Genomic DNA, 19,244 nt, shown 5'->3' with positions numbered 1-19,244 from the left:
TCTTAGTCACCGATTAGCGGTGACTAATCTATCCTTTGTGCTTCAAGCTATGACCAATCTGCAAGGAAAACGAATCTTAGTCGTTACATCGGTCTATCCGCAAACGGAAACGGCACGCCATGGCTCTTTTGTTCGAGAAGCAAATCTGCGTTTACTGCCTCTGGGTGTGCGGTTTACGGTATTTGCTCCGGCATTTGAAGGGAGCCAGAGCCATGTTTTAGATGGAATTCGAGTGCATCGATTTCGCTATTGTCCAAAACGATTTGAGAATCTAGCCCGTGATGGCGCTCCCCATAAGATCAACAAAAATCCGTTTTATTTGATTGTTGCTGCACTGTATATTGTTTTAGGTGCTTTGCAACTGTTTTGGGTGTGTTGGCGCGAGAAACCAGATTTGCTGCAAGTTCATTGGCCCTTTCCGCATGGATTGATGGCGTTTCCGGTCAATCGACTGCTAAACATTCCGATGGTGTTTACTTTTCACGGTACAGAACTGTTGCTGAGTCGTAAATTTAAGTTTGTTTCTACAGTGCTGCGCTGGTTACTGCCTTATACCTCTGGTGTGACAGCAAACTCTGGATTTACCGCAGCATTGATTCAAAAGCTCTCTCCAGAACTGTTCGGTCGCACGATCGACATTATTCCTTACGGTCTCACGGTTGAAGCAAAACCTTCCCAAACCTGTGAGATTCCTAGAATTCTGTTTGCAGGACGATTGTTAGAGCGTAAGGGATTGCAGTATCTCTTGAGAGCATTGCCGCTGATTTTGCGCGAACGAGCAGTTCGATTGAGAGTAGCAGGTGATGGAGACTGTCGAGAACTGTTTCAAACGCTGGCACGAGAGCTAGAGATTGATCACGCGGTTGATTTTCTAGGGTTGCTCGGACGGGAAGCTTTAGCCGAAGAGTATGCAACGTGCAGCGTTTTTGTTTTACCTGCGATCGTCGATGACAAAGGTGAAACTGAAGGCTTGGGAATTGTGATGATCGAAGCGTTAGCTCATGCAAAACCTGTCGTTGCGACACCAGTAGGCGGGATCACCGACATTGTTACTTCGGGCAGAAATGGCTTCTTAGTTCCAGAGCGCAACGCGATGGCATTAGCAGAAGTCATTCTAAAACTGCTGGCTGATCCTGAACTCGCTGCAACGCTCGGATCGCAAGGTCAACAAGATGTGCAGTACCGCTTTAGCTGGTCACGCATTGTTCCACTCTGGCAACAGGTGTTTGAAAACGCCTTGATGCGGTAGTTCGTTCTCAGTCCTTTTCACGCTAAAACCATGATCAAACTTCATCCTACTGCCAGTCGATTTGTTCTGTCGATGTTGCTGATTGCTCCGCTAGGGGTGATGGGTTGGCTGGCGTTATCGGTGCTATTACCCACTCTGAAAAATCCGAGTTCTTCGATGTTCTCATCGAAAATTGGCTATCCTTCCGTACAGCGACTCTTGGGAAATTCTATCGGTGTTGAGACTGTTTCGATCGCACAAGAGCAGCGACAAGATGGAATTGCTGCGGCGGGTGAATCGGTGCCACTCGATGAAATTCAGGTGCGTCCGGTGCTGACGGGTCCGATTCAGATCGAGCAAGTCTATGTGAAAGAGGGACAGCGAGTTCGTAAAGGTCAGCCGCTGATTCAACTGCAAAAAGCACCTTACGAAAATGCGGTAAGTGCCGCTCGAAATCAAATTGCGATCGCAGAATCGAAATTGATCGCGCTGCAAAAAGAGCTTCCGACTCAAGTTGGAGGATTATCTGCCAGTGTCGAGAATGCCAACGCTCGATCGCGGATTGCACAATCGAAGTTAGATCAGATTAACCGACTGGCGCGACAAGGTGCAGTCAGCGAGTTCGATCGCTTTAACAGTGAAGACATCTATGCGAGTCGGCAAAAAGAACTCATCGAGGCTCAAAAGCTATTAGCAGTAACTCAGAACAGTTTGAGTGCTGAAGTCGATGATGCGCGATTAACGCTGGAAAATGCCAAAATCGCGCTTCAAAACGCACTGCGGGATCTCAATAACACAACGCTCTATGCCACGACAGATGGACTCGTTAGCCAACTGAACATCGATAGTGGAGAAGTCGCACAGGGGAATCCGTTACCGCTGGTTACATTGACTGAAAACATTGTGTTTCAAGCCTTTGTCGATCAAGCTCGATTGAACACCGTTAAAGTCGGTGATGTGGCTGAGGTGCGACTAGTGGCTTATCCAGGGCGCGTCTTTCAAGGAAAAGTGACACAGGTAAATCCGACCGTAACGACAAATGCAGCGCGATCGGGCAGAGCTAGAGTGGGCATCGATCGCCGTTATACCTATTCCGTTTGGATTCAGGTTGATGAATTGCAGATGCCGCCTGGATTACAGGGCTATGCTCAATTTGTGCCAGAAAAATCGATGGCAAGCCTTCCTGAATCTGCGATTACGCATTTATCTGCGGGTGAAGCGATGGTGATGGTGGTCGAAAATGACCAAGCGGTGGTGAGAAAAATTAAGGTGGGTCGAACCTTTGAAAATCGGCGGCAAGTGTTATCTGGGTTGAGTCCTCAAGATCGGGTGATCTTGACTCCGAGAGGGCTAAATCCAGGCGATCGAGTGCAGATGAATCCGGCAAATAGTTAGCGTTTGATTTCATCAATCAGTATTTACCAACATTCTGAGATAGCTCCATGCGCGAAGTGTTTGATTCCATCGGCAGCAGATTAGGTCGGTTCAAAAGTGAGAGATTCTTTCTTTTGGGAGCGGGTCTGATACTCGGTTTTGGCGGACTACAGCCCTGGTATTCTTTGCCACCAGAAGCAGTGACAGCGTTTGGGGCGAACTTGCTCCCGTCGCATTTTGGAAGACTTGGTGCGATCGCATTTGCATTTTTAGTGCTGATGTTTGCGTTTTGGAAAAATTTGAAACGACTGGCTCGAACACCGCTTTGGATTGGATTGATTGCGGCATTGTTATTTCCTTACTTTGTCGTCACTTGGTCGCCAACGTTAGGGTTTCTAGGTGCGGCTTATTACAGCCAGGATTTGCAGGTCACTCGTCACATCGAGCGGAACTTTTCTGAAGTTCAATCGATGTGGAAACAGAACATTGCATTACCGCGATCAAGCGATCGTAATGGATTTATTCGAGTTCCGCCTTACTTGATTATTCGCGATTATCGGTTGTTTCAACTTTCGTCCTGGGATGGCTTTCTCACCAGAGCACTAGGCTACAGCGATAATTTCTTCGGCTACGTTGGTCGGGGTTGGAGCTTTGCTGTCATTGGGCTAGTCTTAGCACTGATGGGATTGTACCTAGGATTAGAAGAGCGGCGCTTTCAGGCATTTTCTAAAGATCTGCTGCGGTTGCTTCCTGGTTTTGCGATTGTGCTCATTTTATTAGTGACTTCGCTGCTGTTACCGAATCTTTTGAACTATCAGCTTGAAACTGCATTTGCACAAGGGCTGTATTCAGAAGTCTTGACGGGAAGTCGCACGATCACAGCTTGGTATCCTCCTTTACAGGGCGATCGTAACTTTTTGCGGCGAATGGCAGAAGCAAGCTATTACGCAGGAACGCCTGATCCCGCGCTGTTAGATTATGCCAAGGGTCTAGAGAACTATCGCATGGGCGACTTTGAGAAAGCTGAACCTTTTTTTCGTCGATCGCTAGAAGCAGAACCGAATCAATTTCTAGTACGCGGTTATTTAGCAGCAACCTTGTTAAATCAAGGCATTGATTACTTTAATGATCCTGATAAGTTCGAGCGTCTGACGAATCGTAGACCCGGAGACGGTCGGTTGCCTGGGGGATCAGCCAAGTATTTTGAAGCAGCCCTTCAGGTGTTTCCAGGACATTTAGAAGCGTTGTATGGTCTTCTACTGGCGAGAACCGTTGCAGGCGAATTTGAGGCGTTGCCCGCAGTCGTCGATCGCATTGTGGAATCACAAAGATATGTACAACAGCCGAGTATTGCTTTTGTTGCACAAGCTTATTTACATTCAGCCTGGAACGCCTATCGTCAAGGCGACCTCAACCAGACCTGGAAAGACTATCAAAAATCTGTTGATAAAAGAGCATGGAAAGAGTAGTAGCAAGTTGGCGCAATACGCCGTTAAGCCGATGGCTATCGATCGGCATCATCAGCACGTTGGGCGTGTTATTGGGACTCTCGATTTTTGCTCTCATTTATACGCCTGTGCATTTGGAATCTGTCCAATGGTCGCCCGAAGCACAATGGGTGTCAGCCAGCCAGCCGAGTTATAAAATCTATCTGCGACGCACTGAAAAACTGAACTATGCTCCAGAAGCTGCCTGGTTAAAAATCAGTGCGGATAGCGATTTTATTGTGTATGTGAATGGTCAAGCTGTTTTAAGAGAAACAAATTTATTGAATCAGTCACGCGGATTAGGATTACAGCTTAGCGATCGCTTTCAGCGCTTAAGTGATAGTCGCTCTTATGATTTTCGCCATCGACCTGCTTACTGGTACGGTGGGAGTCCAGATTGGAAGCTAACCGCTTACTTAGAACTCACTCGCTATCTCAGAGCCGGAAAAAATGTGATTGCGATCGTGGTTGAAAATCCTCGTCGATCGCCGCGTGTTGTGATCGAGGGAGTCATCTATCCTTCGCGAAAGCTCTCTTCGGCAATTCATTTAACAACGGGTGAAACACCTTGGTTAGTGTCTACTTTGCCGAAGAATCGTCAGGGAATTTTTTGGTATGATTCCGAACTTCCCGACGAGGATTGGGAAACAGCGAAAGCTCTCGGAACCGTTCAAGAAAAAACCTACAGCCGATTAACCGATACCATCTTCGATCGCCTTCTTAGTGGAGCTTGGATCACAGGACAAGAAAGCCAAAACGGGGAACTCTGGCTCAGACGAGAATGGAACATTTCTGAGCAGCCCCATCGGGCATTTGTGCGATTTGCTGCGAATGGTCGATATAGTTTGATGATCAATCATCGAATGGTGAGACGGGTGGGGGTGGTCAATAGCCATCAAGTCCGCATTCATGAAGTGACTGAGTTTCTCAAACCAGGCAGAAATATTGTTGCTGTCCGAGCTTCGCGCCCGATCGCGCAAGAAGCGATTTCGACTGATCCCAGTCCACTCAGCTTTTTTCTAGATGGATGGGTGGAGAAAGCTCATGGATTGTCGCTGTCTCAAGCGAACCCACTGCGATCGTCTTCAGAAGCATTTGCAAGTGATACAGCCGCCCCTGGAGAAAATGAACTCGAAGTAGACTCTCCACAATCTTTAGATCAAGACGAAACACAGCCCTTAAACGAGGAGACAGAGCTAGAAGAGTCCCCGATCGAGACAACTCCTGATGATGCAGATGCGGAAAATGATGAGCAGCGGACGGATCTCGCGCTGCGATCGGCTGCGTCCCCCCCAACTCCAGATCGTGATCCGAGAATTGTCAGTCCGATCGTAACTGATGAAAATTGGCAAGTGAGCGATCGAGCAATTCCAGGCTGGTTTGAAGGTGCAGGAGCAGGAAACACAGCAAGAGTCGTGGGACTGCCGAATCCGTCGAGAGTGCAGCGACGATATGAAGGCAATGCAGATTTATATGATTACCCCCGTTACCTTGGCTACCGTAGTCTATTGCAGGCGGCTGGCGTGGGATTTGCGCTGTTCTGGGCTTGGATGCTGGGACGATTTCGGCTGAAACAGAAACAATCGAACTGGGATTATTTGATTGTGGGAGCAGGATTGTTGCTACCCGGAACCGTGTTTTTAGCAACGGTTGGATTGCTCAAACATCGGTTTACAGAAGTGGAGCGGGGATTATTCTTTATTCAGCCGCAAAGCCTTCCTTTAACTCTGCTGGGCTTTGTGGGGATTGTAGGGCTGACTTTCGTTTGGAATCGTCGATCGAACAGTCGCCCAGAAGAACCTCGATCGATTGTGTATGGCAGTCATTTTGGCGGGTTTAATCTTGAAACTCTGCCGCGTTGGGAGTCTAGACCCAAACTAAAATTTGCAAGCTCTACCGTCTGGCAGAGTGTTTTGTTTATCCTCATCTTCGGGTTTGCGTTTGTGCTTCGACTGTACGATCTAGACTTTCAAGCGCTAGATACCGATGAAGGCGTTTCGCTCGATGCCATTCGGGGAATTTTGCGGACGGGTGTTCCGATCGCGACTTCTGGAATTTGGTACAGCCGAGGACCGTTCTATCACTACGCGGTTGCGCTGTGGTTGAGCCTCTTCGGGGATTCTGCAACAAATGCTCGATTGCTCTCGGTATTTTTGGGGCAAGCGACGTTGATTGCAGTGTTTCTACTTGCCCGGAAAGTGACCGGTAAGGTTTGGATTGCGCTGGTGGTCGTGGCGATTTTGGCAGTTGATCCGATGGAAATTTGGTACTCCAGAAACATTCGGTTTTATCAACTGACTCAGCTACTCGATGTAATTGTGTTTGGAGCGTTTATCAAAGGATTTATCGATCGATCGGGTCGATGGTATCAGTATCTTTTCTTTGTTGCCCTGACCTTGATGCTGATTAGCCAAGAAGTCACGGTCGTTTTGCTGCCTTGTTTCTTTTTGGGATTCTGGTACTTTTACCGTCCGTTTCGATTATCCGAAGATTGGCGGATTGTGGTCGGGAGTGTGATGGCGATGGGGATCTATGTGTTTAATGGCATCTTTTTCATTATCAAATGTTTGACTCCTTGGGTGGTGCTTGCTTCTACGACTGATTCCTATCTCAAGCCGCATTTGTGGCAAGTGACCGCATTTGTGAATTGTTTGTTTGTCGGTCCGACTCGAATGTATACCTTGTATGGTTTCTTTTTCTTGTTGGGCTTTGTTTATACGATCTGGCGACGAGATGGAAAACTGTTTTTTCTGTTCAGCAATGTCCTTCTTAGCGTATTGTTCTTGACGCTTTTGCTCTATCAGGTTGCAATTCGGTATGTGTATACGTTCTACCCGATCTTCATCATCTTGGCGGTCTATAGCGCGATCGTAGTAATGCAAGCCTTGGGATCGCATTATGAGCGAGTGTTAGGAGGACAATTACCGCTGAGAAAACTCGCAACAGGGTTCGTGGTTTTATTGTTGTTTCTAAACTTAGAAGTCGATCGAGTGTTTGCGGGCTATCAAGACATGGTGACACGACGCAGTACCGATGCGTTTGAATATATTCGTGATCACCGACAGCCTGGAGATTTAATCATTGCTCATACGCCTTCAGTCGCAACGGGAATTAGTGGAGCGGTCGATTATGTGCTGCCGTCAAACTGGGCAATTCCGTTTGACAGCGTGTATCTGCGCGAAGGTCAAGTTGTCGATCGTGCGGGGGGTGGACAGCTATTAAGCAATTTAGACCAAATGAGCCACATTCTCGAAGGCACGAATCGGATTTGGATTCAACTTGATGAAGAACGCGAACTTCGCAACGACCCGAACTTTATTCAGTTTTTCCAGACGTTGGGTGAACCTGTTCTAGAAACTTTTGGCTCTCGGTTAAGACTATGGGAGCGCAAAGAGGGTGTTCTACCCAGAGTGCCAAATCAAGGTCGAGATTTGGGTGTTCCTTAGAGAGTGTTTGAAAAGCATAAACAGTCTCTTCGCTTCGATTGTCTCTCGCCCTGAAATGAATTTCGGGCTAACCGTGGAAAGTCTACTGAAGTAGACTCAGAGCCAGTTTGAAGTTCTTAGTCCATTTCAATGGACTTTCGTCGATTAGCCCGAAATTCATTTCAGAGCGGGCTGTAGCAATGAACGAACACTTCTCAAACATCTTCTTAGTTCGGAGCAAGATCTATGAAATCAAAAGTGACCGTCATTCTCAAAGGAGCGATTAGCATCGGATTGCTGGCTTTTCTACTCACTCAAGTGAATCTTCAGCAAACCTGGACGCAGCTACAGCATCTATCTTGGTCGTTTGTCTTGTTTGCATTGCTGTACTACACCGTCTGCCAGTGGATGAGTTGTATTCGCTGGAGCTTAATCTTACGAACGACTCATCACACCGTTCCGATCGCTGAATTGATGAAGAGTTACTTTGCTGGCATGTTTCTCAACATTTTTCTTCCAGGTGCAACGAGTGGAGATGTGTACCGCGTTTACAAGCTGGCTCAAACGACTAAAGATCCAGAGATTGCTTTAGTCTCTGTGTTTTTAGAGCGATTTACTGGACTGGTTGCATTGTCCGCCCTTGGAGTGCTCGGATTAGTGCCCGCGTTTCGGTTGATCGGACGGTGGGACATTATCTTTCTGTTTCTCGGCTGTGTTGCTGCGCTCGTGGGTGGAGTCGTACTCATCACAAGTCCAAAACTACTGCGCTGGGTAGAGCCTTGGTTTGCAAAGTATCGGCTGGCAAGATTAACGGCGCGAATGGCGAAAATACAATTACTGTTACAAGATTTTGTGCAATATCGACAAATCTTAGCGGCTTCGCTGGCGCTTTCTCTGCTGTTACAGTTAGCGATCGTTTATTATCACTATATGATTGCACAGCAATTAGCCATCCCGGTTTCGTATCTTCAATTGTTAGTGTTTATCCCGATCATTGTTGTGATTACGTTACTTCCGATTTCGTTTGGCGGACTCGGCTTAAAAGAAGGACTGTGGATTTATCTATTCGGTCGAGTAGAATTAACAGCGGAACAAGCGTTTCTGCTTTCCGTCACGATTACGGCGCTCAGTTGGTTGCTTAGCTTACCAGGCGCGATCGTATTGTTGCTCGACTCAACTGGACTACAGCAAATGAGCAAGAAAAACTAGGCTGCAAAGGGGAATCTGTAGCATGTCATTCGTCAAATCGAAAACTGGGTGGATCGCTGGAGCAATGCTATTACTCGTCATGCTAACCGGAACCCAGCACAGCGTGGCGGGACAGTCTTTGAATCGATTTCTCGATCGTATTTTTAACAATACCAAAGCCGTGAATCAAGCCTTAGTTCGAGTCTCTAATGGCTCTGATCTAGGGTTTGAATCCAAGAGCTTGATTCCAAAATATCTTTATCCCAATCCCTCGAAGCTGTTTCAACCCAGTTCACCGACTGGAGCAAGTAGCGCAAATGTTCGCTGGGAACAAGGACTTTCACAAAAATGGTACATCGAAGACCAGCGCAATTGTGAAGATTTAATTGTCGGTGGCTTGATTCGCAATGATCCAGCGGCAATCGATCGCGGTTTTAAAATGATGCAATGGGGCTTTGATCATCAATTAAGCGATGGTAGCTTTGGGGATACTTCAGATGGGTTTCATAGTGCATCATTTTTTGTGCAAGCCGTTGCTCGATCGCTTTTAGTGCTCAAACAATCTCCTCAAGCAGCCCAATACGCAGATCAGATTGCAACGTATACGCCGCTTGTGCATCGTGCAGCCCGTTGGATGATTCGCCCTGAGATTTGGCGCACCGGTATGGCGAAAAATCAACCTTACACGCACCGACGATATTTAGTAGGAGCTGCACTCGGATTAACGGGGAGACTGACTGGAGATCGGAACCTCATTGATTTTTCTCGTGTTGCAATTTGGGAAGGATTGAACTTACAGCGTTCGGATGGTGTCAATCCCGAAAAAGGTGGCTATGACAGCAGTTATCAGATGGTTGGACTCGTTTATGCTCAGCACTGGTTAGTCTACTTTCCGAACGATCCCTTGTCTTGGCGAGTGGCTGCGATGATCAATCGCGGATTAGCCTGGGAGCGATCGCGAATTTTGCCCACTGGTGAAATTAGCAGTGATGGCAATCAGCGCACCGCTGGACAAGAACGTACTAGAGTAGGTGCTGTGAAAGAAGTGTCGCACCGCTCTGTGATTCGAGGATTTGCTTATTGGGCATCGGTCACGGGTGATCAGCAATGGGCGGATCTGGCTGAAAAAATTGCAGATTACTATTATTGAGTTAATCCTCATACAATAAGAGCATCGCTGAATCAAAGCACACTTTTATGTACTGGAGACCGCTCAAACCTGCACGAGAACCGCTCCCCACCATGTATGATCTTCCTAGCGAAGATCCACAGGAGTCTGGTTTGCCCGACGAGTTTCATGAATTCCAGCCCCAACTATTACGAGAAACTTTTCGTTCACCTGTTTACCCAACCGATGATTTTTTTATCGGGACTGACATCAATCTCTACTATGAGTCGCGTTGCCCGTTGTGGTATAAGCGCCCGGATTGGTTCGTTGTCCTGGGAGTAGAGCGATCGAGCGCTCAAGAAGATCTGCGGTTGAGCTATGTCATTTGGCAAGAGAGCGTCTCGCCGTTTTTGGTGATCGAATTGCTTTCTCCAGGCACAGAAGCGGAGGATTTAGGACAGACCTTACGCGATGTCAATCAGCCGCCCACAAAATGGGAAGTGTACGAACAAATTTTGCGTGTTCCGTACTACGTGGTATTCGATCGCTATACCCACAATTTTCGGGCGTTCAAACTTGTAGGAATGCGGTATCAAGCGCTATCTTTACCGGATTCAAAACTTTGGCTTGAGGAAATTCAAGTCGGTTTGGGGCTTTGGCAGGGGCGGTATGAACTTGCGGAGGGTCAATGGTTACGCTGGTATGATTCAGACCAAAACTGGTTTCCGACCGCTCAAGAACGTGCCGAACTAGAGCGAGAACGGGCAGAACGGGAACGAGAACGGGCAGAGCGAGAACGTCATCAGGCAAGATTAGAACGAGAACGAGCCGAACAAGAGCGGGAACGAGCCGAACAGGCGGAACGAGAATTAGAGCAAGAGCGCATGAGAGCACAACAGTTGGCGGAACGATTACGATCGCTGGGCATCAACCCAGAGGAACTGTAGGAATGTTTGATTCTGCGGGACTGAGCCAGATGATCCGATCAGTCGCACACAGCATTCTTTCATCTCCGGGCACCTGGATAAAAAAGTTACTGTCTTGTCCGAATTCAATTTTCCGAACGGGTATCCAAGTCTCACCAGAGCGAATCAATAAAGGTGCGTTCGCATGACGGCTGTAGTGACTGCGCCAAGATTTCCAGAGTTGTCGAACTTCGGTGTAGTTGGCTTCGTAGCCTGAAGGAATCGGACAGTGTTCGTATTGGACTAAACCACGATCGCTGATTCCCGTCGGCATATACTGCTGTGAGACGAGCACGCGATTGACAAGCTCTTGATAAGTCGAAGATTGCCGAACTAAGACGGCTCGAATTCGCCCAACCAGTTTGGCAGTCGCAACCAGTTCACCCTTTTTGGCTAAAAGTTGGGCTGTGTTGAATGCAGGTTCAATCCGGAGGTTCTGATTTGCTAAAAACGAAAGTTCGCCTTCAACAAATTTTTGAATCAACGCAACATCATCGAGCTTGTTCATCGGAGGTTTCTATTGGTAGACTGCTCAGTAGTTTGTATCAGCTACCTTGCTATATTTGATACATTAATATTCAGTAGCGCTTTTATTCCTCCGGAGGAGTTTGATAAAGGAACTGTGAATTTTAGAGCGAGTTTAAAGTGCGATCGATGACCGCATAAATTGACTCTAATTCTGCTTCTGTAATGCAGTAAGGCGGCATAATGTAGAGCGTATCTCCGAGCGGACGCAAGAGAAATCCAGCCTCAAGAAACTGCGATCGTAAGCGTGGGGAAATCGCGTTAAAGTAACCGGATTCTTCATCGGTTCTCACTTCCATTGCTGCGATCGTGCCGCAAACTCGGAAGTGTTTGAGGCGGGAATGATCTAAGAGATAGCGATCGAGAAATTTCCAGTGCAAGGCTTCTAATCGCTGATAGGCTTGAGGATTTTCTGTGAGTAAATCGAGCGAAACCACTCCGGTCGCACAAGCTAATGGGTTTCCGGTATAGGAATGTCCATGATAAAACGCTTGCGTTGGATCGTCTTGATAAAAGGCTTGATAGATTGCTTCGGTTGCGATCGTCACAGACAGCGGTAGACATCCACCAGATAGCCCTTTGGATAAGCAGATAATGTCTGGAGTTGCAGCCGATTTCAGACAAGCAAACAATTCTCCAGTTCGTCCAAATCCGGTCATTACTTCATCGTAAATCAGTAAAACATTGAATTGATCCGCTAATGTTCTAAGGTTTTGCAAGAATTGAGGGCGGCACATTCGCATTCCGCCTGCACCTTGAATCAAAGGTTCGATGAAGATCCCAATGATGTTTTGCTGTTGAAGTAATTGTGCGATCGCGTCTAACACTTCGCTTTCTTTACGATCGATGTCTGCATCTCCCTCATAAGTTTCAGGAAAGGGAACTAACGCGGTCTCAAACATTAAATCGCGGAATTTTTGCCACCATGTAGAACCCGCACCGATCGACATTGCACCGATCGTATCGCCATGATATCCACCTTCAAAGGTAATAAATCGAGTGCGATCTTCTCCGAGGTTGCGCCAGTATTGATATGCCATTTTTAGTGCGACTTCGATCGCTGTCGAACCATTGTCAGAGAAGAACACTTTTGTTAGTTCAGATGGCAATTGAGCGAGTAACTTCTGTGCTAATTGTTCAGCCGGATCATGTGTAAATCCAGCAAAGATGACATGCTCTAATTGTAGTGCTTGTTGATACAGTGCTTCTGCAAGTGCGGGATGTGCATGACCGTGAATCGTGACCCACCAGCTTGAAATACAATCCAGAATTCGTCGATCGTCTTCGAGTTCTAGCCAAACTCCTTCACCGCGCTTCACTTTTAGCGGCTCTGGTGTCGTTTTCATCTGTGTAAAAGGTCGCCAGATTGGAGAGTTCATGGTTCGATCGAGATTGCAGCGTTGTCTATTGTCTCATATAGTATCGATGGTAGTTTGGATTGTTGATCGTGAAAAAACGTTTGCTGATTCTAGGGGGTACAACCGAAGCAACCCAGTTAGCGACACAAGCCGCAAAGATTCCAAGCTTAGAAGTGATTTCTTCGTTAGCGGGTCGTACTCAACAGCCAATTAATCCCACTGGAACAGTTCGGAGTGGTGGGTTTGGTGGCGTAGAAGGATTAGTGCACTATCTTCAAGACCAGCAGATTGATTTATTGATTGATGCGACTCATCCGTTTGCGGCTCAAATTTCGTGGAATGCAGCAACGGCAGTCGATCGCGTTTCGATTCCGCGATTGTCGATCGTGCGTCCTGCTTGGGAATCAGAACCGCACTGGATCGAAGTTGAAAGTAACGAAGCAGCAGCAGCAATTTTACCAAATTTAGCACAGCGAATTTTTTTAACGATCGGACGACAAGAGCTTTCGACATTCGCGCATCTTACAGATTTATGGTTTTTGATGCGAATGATTGATCCGCCTAAAACCGTGATTCCACCTGGAGAAGTTTTGTTAGCGCGTGCCCCATTTTCGGTTGAGCAAGAACGCGCTTGGATGCAGCACTATCAGATTCAAGCGATCGTCAGTAAAAACAGCGGCGGCGATGCAACTGTTTCTAAGTTAATTGCAGCACGAGAATTAAATTTACCTGTCGTCATGGTACAACGTCCACCAATGCCTGATGGAAAAACTGTTTCTGATGTTGAATTAGCGTTGCTATGGATTAATCAACATCTTTAATCACGCACCATTGAGTAATCGGTGCCATTGCTTTCCAACCTAAGAATTTTCCAACAGGTTCCGCTCTTTGAACTGCAATTCTCGTCAGTTCTCCACCTAATTGACTGTGCCAATGAAACAATTGCGCTTCAGTTTCGACTGTAACTGCATTTGCGACTAATCGACCTCCAGCACAGAGCGATCGCCAACAGGTGTCAACCACATCCGGCACCGTCAACCCACCGCCAATAAAGATCGTATCGGGCTGAGGCAAATCTTGAAGCGCGATCGGTGCTTTTCCAGCCACAATCCTAAGATTCGGAACCCCTAACATGTTTGCATTCTGAGCGATTAATTTCAGTCGATCGACATTCGATTCGATCGCGACCGCATGACATCTTCGATCCGATCGCATCCATTCGATCGCAATTGATCCACATCCCGCCCCAACATCCCAAAGTAATTGTCCCGGCTGTGGAGCAAGTGTAGAAAGCGTAACGGCTCGAACTTCTCGCTTAGTTAACTGTCCGTCATGCTGATAGATAAAATCGGGAATGCCGGGACTACGAGAAGGGAGCAATGCAGAAGAGCAAATAATCGCGATCGTATTCAAATCTGCAATATTTGTATGATTCCAATCGCCTGCTGTTCCTGACAGAATGCGTTCTTTTGTTCCGCCTAAATGCTCTAAGACAAGGATTGAACTATTCGCTAAACCGCGATTGCATAACATCTGAGCGACCTTTGCAGGCGTTTGTCGATCGGCACTCAGCACTAAAATTTTTGCATTCGGATATAGAACAGCATTCAGCAAAGCTGGATCACGTCCACACAGACTGAGCGTTTCTACTTCCGACATCGACCAGCCTAAACGAGAACAAGCGAGACTAAACGCAGAAAGCGCAGGAATAATCGTCATTTCATCGATCGCGATCCGACGGCTCAACGTGACTCCAATTCCGTAACACATTGGATCGCCGCTGGCTAACACACATACGGCTTGTCCCCGATAGGTAAGCAGCTTTTGAATAGAGTCGTCGATCGGCGAACTCCAGCGAATTCTAGGGCGCGAATCGTTCGGCACCATCGCCAAATGCCGATCGCCACCCACCAGAACTTCAGCCTGATTAATCAGCGATCGACCAATCGGCGCAACCCCTTCGAGCCGATCTTCGCCAATTCCAACGATCGATAACCACTTGTCCATGCAATCCTGATATGATGTAAAAAGAATTTCGGATGACTAGCTCAATGGTAGAGCATCGGACTCTTAATCCGCTGGTTCTGGGTTCGAGTCCCAGGTCATCCATTTAATCCTTAAAGAAATACGCTCGGATCAACATTAAAAAACTGACCCAGTGCTTTCATTTGAGTTCGGTTGGTTTCACAGCGATCGTTCAGTACATCAGTGACAACTTTTTCAGATCCAAAAATTTCGATTAGATCAGATTCCGTGATGTCTTGTTGTTCCATCAAGAAAAGTAGCATCGACTGAGGTGTTGAAGTAGTTCCTGGTGAATAATGCTCTTGTTCAAACTTTTCAACCAGAGCAACTCAGAGTTCCAGCAACTCGCCTTCTTCAGAGGTGCGATTAGGGCGGTGCATCAAGTCTTCTACGATCGCTAATGCTTGCTCATTTGCTTCTTCGGTTTTAATTAATTTAGGCTGATTGTAATCAATAACGTGCATCTGTAAAAATAAGCAAATTCTCTTGCATTATAAAGCTGAGGATTTAGAAAACAAAATCTATTGCTAAAGTAATCAAACCGACAGAATCAGTTGGTATTTATGTCTCTTACTGTTCAAGATATTGGCGAACAAGGCTTACTAAAGCGAGTTCAAGCATTTTGTCCTAGCACAATTGTGGGAGATGATGCCGCCGTTTTACCGACCGAACCCGGAAAATCGATCGTCATTACTTCAGATGTCCTAATCGATGGAGTGCATTTTAGCGATCGTACGACTCCCCCAGAATCCGCAGGCTGGAGAGCGATCGCTGCAAATCTCTCTGATCTCGCAGCAATGGGAGCCTCACCGCTTGGAATTACTGTTGGATTAGGCTTACCGAAAACAACGCCTGTCGAATGGGTCGAGCGACTTTATCAGGGAATGTCTGATTGTTTAGCTCAATATGGGGGTGCGATCGTGGGTGGTGATATTTGTCGATCGCCTGTGATGACGTTAGCAATTACGGCATTGGGTCAAGTTGATCCACAGCGAGTCATTAAGCGATCGACGGCTCAACCCGGTGATGCAATTTTCGTCACTGGATATCATGGCTCATCTCGTGCAGGGTTAGAAATGCTTTTGAACAATGACACTGCACTGGAAAGAGCGTCTTTGATTCGTGCTCATCAGTATCCGATTCCACGATTTGATCTACCTGAGATTTCGACTCGTGTTTCTGGAATGGATAGCAGTGATGGACTAGCAGATGCAGTCTTGCAAATTTGCCGAATGAGTGGAGTCGGGGCGAAGCTTGATCGAGCATTAATTCCGATCGATCCAGCACTAAAACAGTGGGTTTCGACAGAGCAAGTAATGGAATGGGCACTTTACGGCGGCGAAGATTTAGAACTGGTTTTATGTTTACCGTTTGAACAAGCGCAACACTGGATTAAACAGGTGAAAGGAGCAGCGATCGTCGGAAAAATTACTGCTGATCCAATGGTGCAGTTGATTGATTCTTCAGGCGAATTTGAATCTCGCCCGTTAAGCCTCGATCGAGGCTTTCAACACTTCTCTAATCATTAGACAGTTGCAAATCTGTTTTTGAACCAAAGAATGATGAGAAAATTTTTCTAACCGATCGACCTCCTTCTTCGTGCACCCAAATCAGCGGAATGAGTGCCACAAACCGCACCACCGTAGACAGCGCGAATAGTCCAGGCAATCCGCCATATTGAACTAACTGCGCGAGAAATCCGCCTGCGGTTGTTCCTAATGCACCGCTCACACCAGCAACCGCAGCCGCGATCGCGAAATAGGTCGATTGATTTCGCATCGGAGCAATTCCAAGCTGGATATTGTTGTTGCAAAGATCGATCGCTGCCCAAGTTCCACCCGCTAACATGTGCAGCAACGGCAACCATAGCCAAATCGATAAGGTATCTGTTCCGGTTCCAAGCCAGAGAATCGGAGTAATTGCAACTAAAGCGCCAACTGTGAGAAGCAAAAATCGATTGCCTACTCGATCGGCAAGTTTGCCCCAGACAATCAGCATCAGTAAGTTTGCCGCTGAAGTGAGACTGCTATAAATCGTCACCCAACTTACGTCTAATCCTAAGTTATCAAGCAGATAAAGGTTAAAAAACGGAGCACTTAGATTCACCGCAAACATCCAGATACTGAAATAAATCAGAAATCGGACAAAATTTGCATCCTTTAGAACCTCAACTAGCGGAACGGTCTCAGTGGGCGGTAAAGCTTGCTGCTGTTCTTGGGGATTCACATCAGCCATAAACCACTGAAATCCGAGACTGAGCAATCCCATTACAATACCGAACAATAAAACCAGTCCGTAACCTTCGATCGAGCCTCCGTCATACCGCGACACCGCAAATCCTGCTAACGGCACACAGATCAAACAGGTTAGATTCGCTGCACTGTTCCGAATGCTGAAGTATCTACCTCGTAAGCGCTTTGGCACTAATGCCGCCAGCCAAGACAACCAGGATGCACTGCCAAGCGCTCCGAGAAAATGAGTCACACAAACGATCGCTAAAGTCCAAACCACCATTGCATGATTTGTAATATTTCCCCAGCGATAGCCAGCTAGCCCAATGAGCAGAAACAACCAAATGAGGCGCGACGGGGTATAGATTGCCAAACAGTAATTGTGACGGCTCGAAGTGCGATCGCCAACAATTGCCCCTAACGGTTGCAGCAAATTTGCCATCATCGGAATCGATGCCGATAAGCCAATTTCCACCGGAGTTGCACCGAGTTCAACCAAAAAATTGCTCAATAGAACGCCGCCCGCGATATTTGAGAATACGGTGGCGAAAATTCCGTCTAAGGTCGAAGCGCGGAGACTCGATCGAATCTCAGCCTTAGAAAATCTCGATTCCGGTGGCGTGGAGAGCGAAAATACAGGTTCGCTTCCGGTAATTGGCTCTGGAGACTCAATAATTTGTGAAGGTGTAATCGGTGCTAAATCCACTGCTAACCTCGTTCGATCCATACCTACGTTGGGTATCACGAAAGTCTATCTCGACTATCATGGCACCTAATGTCTCATTGATCGCGACACAATAATCGGACAGCAATCGACGACATTAAATTTACTTCTGTATAGTATTTGGTACATCGCCGTGAAAAATACTCTGTCTCTGGGGTCACTTTTATGGATTCGGTAGAATTAGCTTTTACATCCGCGATCGATCAAGCTCGTTTGATTCGGAATAAAGAAATCTCTCCAATCGAACTGACGCAGCTTTACCTTGATCGCATCGAGCAACTGAATCCGAAGTTAGGCAGTTTTTTCACAGTGATGGCAGAACGAGCGATCGCAGATGCCATTTCAAAGACAGAACGCCTTTCAGAGTCAGAGTTACCGCCCTTTTTCGGAGTGCCGATCGCCATTAAAGATCTCAATCCCGTCGAAGGTGTTGCCTGTTCGTATGGATTGAAAGTAGCGCGGAATCGAATCGCCGATCGAGATGATTTAGTCGTGAAGAAGCTCAAAGAAGCCGGATTTATTATTCTCGGCAAAACGGCGACTTCTCAACTGGCTTCATTTCCTTACACAGAGCCGCCTGGATTTCCACCCGCTCGAAATCCTTGGAATTTGGACTATACACCGGGTGGATCGAGTGGGGGATCATCTGCGGCAGTGGCGGCGGGACTTTGTGCGATCGCGCAAGGCAGTGATGGCGGTGGATCGATTCGAGGTCCGGCGGCTTGTTGTGGATTGATCGGGCTAAAACCGTCACGCGGTCGGATCTCGATGGCTCCGATGGGGGAAGCTTTTTCTGGATTTGCGGTGACGGGTCCTCTTTCGAGAACGGTTGCGGATGCGGCGGCATTTTTGGATGTCACAGCGGGCTATGTGACAGGTGATCCCTATTGGTTGCCGAATCCAGAAACTTCTTTTCTAGAGGCGACAAAGCGCAGATTAGAGCCGTTACGGATTGGGTTAGTGACTGCGATCGATCCGATTGGAAGCGCTGATCCAATCTGCGCGGAAGCGACCGAGAAAATCGCGCATTTACTCGAATCGATGGGGCACTCGATCGAGCTTGTGACTCCAGATTTAGGTGAGATGGTGGAGCCATTTACAATGCTTTGGAGAGCGCAGGTAGAGGTAGGAGTTCCACCTTTCTTATTAGAAAAAGTGAATCGCTGGCTGTGGTGGCGAGCGAAATTTACCTCAGCCTCTCGATACCGCCAAGCGCAAGTTCGACTCCATACGTTTGCTCGGAAAGTGGTGGCATTGTTCGATCGCTTCGATGTCCTGTTAACGCCGACTTATTTGCATCCTACGATTCGCATCGGGGAATGGGCGAAACTAAGTCCGGTCAGAACGATCGGAGAAATTATTCAATGGATTGCACCCTGTCCAGCGTTCAATGTGACCGGACAGCCTGCGATTAGTATTCCGGCTGGATTTGATCTGAATGGTTTACCGATCGGAGTTCAGATTGTGGGAAAACCTGCGGATGAGGAAACGATTTTAGCGGTGGCGGCACAAATTGAAGAAGCGCAACCTTGGAAGGGATGGCGACCGTTGATCGAGTAATTCAACTAGAACAGAAAATAAATGTGGGGCAGGCAAGATGCCTGCC

15 protein-coding genes and 1 tRNA gene are annotated in these 19,244 nt (G+C 47.3%); 11 read left to right on the top strand and 5 right to left on the bottom strand.

What is annotated here, in order from left to right:
• Positions 1-19: 19 nt before the first annotated feature.
• The 7 genes from NIES2104_RS01520 (at position 20) to NIES2104_RS01490 (ending at position 10,757) form a co-directional block, all read left to right on the top strand.
• The gene (locus NIES2104_RS01520) at positions 20-1,249 is read left to right on the top strand and encodes a glycosyltransferase family 4 protein (protein WP_225895195.1); all 1,230 of its coding nucleotides are present in this window, start codon (positions 20-22) and stop codon (positions 1,247-1,249) included.
• Positions 1,250-1,279: 30 nt separating this feature from the next.
• Entirely contained in the window at positions 1,280-2,623 is a 1,344-nt protein-coding gene (locus tag NIES2104_RS01515) for an HlyD family secretion protein (RefSeq protein ID WP_058995098.1), read from the top strand.
• A gap of 47 nt (positions 2,624-2,670) precedes the next feature.
• On the top strand, positions 2,671-4,071 hold the full coding sequence (locus NIES2104_RS01510) for a hypothetical protein (protein ID WP_058995096.1): 1,401 nt from the start codon (positions 2,671-2,673) through the stop codon (positions 4,069-4,071).
• Positions 4,059-7,535, top strand: coding sequence for a glycosyltransferase family 39 protein (locus NIES2104_RS01505; RefSeq protein ID WP_058995095.1), 3,477 nt, complete (start codon positions 4,059-4,061; stop codon positions 7,533-7,535). The genes NIES2104_RS01510 and NIES2104_RS01505 overlap by 13 nt, the downstream gene beginning before the upstream one ends.
• 225 nt (positions 7,536-7,760) lie before the next feature.
• The gene (locus NIES2104_RS01500) at positions 7,761-8,723 is read left to right on the top strand and encodes a lysylphosphatidylglycerol synthase transmembrane domain-containing protein (protein WP_058995092.1); all 963 of its coding nucleotides are present in this window, start codon (positions 7,761-7,763) and stop codon (positions 8,721-8,723) included.
• Positions 8,724-8,745: 22 nt separating this feature from the next.
• Positions 8,746-9,852 (top strand): hypothetical protein, encoded by a 1,107-nt coding sequence (locus tag NIES2104_RS01495; RefSeq protein WP_058995090.1) that lies wholly within the window; start codon positions 8,746-8,748, stop codon positions 9,850-9,852.
• 47 nt (positions 9,853-9,899) lie between these two features.
• Complete coding sequence (locus NIES2104_RS01490) at positions 9,900-10,757, top strand: Uma2 family endonuclease (RefSeq protein WP_058995088.1); 858 nt, start codon at positions 9,900-9,902, stop codon at positions 10,755-10,757.
• Here the strand turns inward: NIES2104_RS01490 and NIES2104_RS01485 are convergent.
• Together NIES2104_RS01485 and bioA are read right to left on the bottom strand one after the other, a co-directional pair.
• Positions 10,738-11,283 (bottom strand): hypothetical protein, encoded by a 546-nt coding sequence (locus NIES2104_RS01485; protein WP_058995086.1) that lies wholly within the window; start codon positions 11,281-11,283, stop codon positions 10,738-10,740. The two genes, NIES2104_RS01490 and NIES2104_RS01485, sit on opposite strands and share 20 nt — an antisense overlap.
• A gap of 121 nt (positions 11,284-11,404) precedes the next feature.
• The gene (gene bioA / locus NIES2104_RS01480; protein ID WP_058995083.1) at positions 11,405-12,679 is read right to left on the bottom strand and encodes an adenosylmethionine--8-amino-7-oxononanoate transaminase; all 1,275 of its coding nucleotides are present in this window, start codon (positions 12,677-12,679) and stop codon (positions 11,405-11,407) included.
• A 68-nt stretch (positions 12,680-12,747) separates the two neighbouring features.
• On the opposite strand from bioA, the gene NIES2104_RS01475 reads away from it, so the two are divergent.
• On the top strand, positions 12,748-13,479 hold the full coding sequence (locus NIES2104_RS01475; protein WP_058995081.1) for a cobalt-precorrin-6A reductase: 732 nt from the start codon (positions 12,748-12,750) through the stop codon (positions 13,477-13,479).
• Here the strand turns inward: NIES2104_RS01475 and NIES2104_RS01470 are convergent.
• Positions 13,463-14,665 (bottom strand): bifunctional cobalt-precorrin-7 (C(5))-methyltransferase/cobalt-precorrin-6B (C(15))-methyltransferase, encoded by a 1,203-nt coding sequence (locus tag NIES2104_RS01470; RefSeq protein ID WP_058995079.1) that lies wholly within the window; start codon positions 14,663-14,665, stop codon positions 13,463-13,465. The genes NIES2104_RS01475 and NIES2104_RS01470 overlap by 17 nt on opposite strands.
• 30 nt (positions 14,666-14,695) lie before the next feature.
• Between NIES2104_RS01470 and NIES2104_RS01465 the strand changes: the two genes are divergently transcribed.
• A tRNA-Lys gene (locus tag NIES2104_RS01465) sits at positions 14,696-14,767 on the top strand.
• A gap of 245 nt (positions 14,768-15,012) precedes the next feature.
• Here NIES2104_RS01465 and NIES2104_RS33240 read toward each other — a convergent pair.
• Entirely contained in the window at positions 15,013-15,147 is a 135-nt protein-coding gene (locus NIES2104_RS33240; RefSeq protein WP_263970883.1) for a hypothetical protein, read from the bottom strand.
• Between the two features lie 99 nt (positions 15,148-15,246).
• Between NIES2104_RS33240 and thiL the strand changes: the two genes are divergently transcribed.
• Positions 15,247-16,212 carry a thiamine-phosphate kinase gene (gene thiL / locus NIES2104_RS01455; protein WP_058995077.1) on the top strand — a complete coding sequence of 322 codons (966 nt, stop codon included), beginning with the start codon at positions 15,247-15,249 and terminating at the stop codon, positions 16,210-16,212.
• Here thiL and NIES2104_RS01450 read toward each other — a convergent pair.
• Positions 16,202-17,641, bottom strand: coding sequence for an MFS transporter (locus tag NIES2104_RS01450; RefSeq protein ID WP_058995075.1), 1,440 nt, complete (start codon positions 17,639-17,641; stop codon positions 16,202-16,204). The genes thiL and NIES2104_RS01450 overlap by 11 nt on opposite strands.
• A gap of 162 nt (positions 17,642-17,803) precedes the next feature.
• Here NIES2104_RS01450 and NIES2104_RS01445 point away from each other — a divergent pair, with 162 nt between their 5' ends.
• Entirely contained in the window at positions 17,804-19,198 is a 1,395-nt protein-coding gene (locus NIES2104_RS01445; protein ID WP_058995073.1) for an amidase, read from the top strand.
• Positions 19,199-19,244: the final 46 nt, after the last annotated feature.

Origin of the sequence: Leptolyngbya sp. NIES-2104 (assembly GCF_001485215.1) — a bacterium.
In the GTDB taxonomy this organism is placed as follows: domain Bacteria; phylum Cyanobacteriota; class Cyanobacteriia; order Leptolyngbyales; family Leptolyngbyaceae; genus Leptolyngbya.
This window is presented reverse-complemented; position numbering and strand designations above follow the sequence as displayed.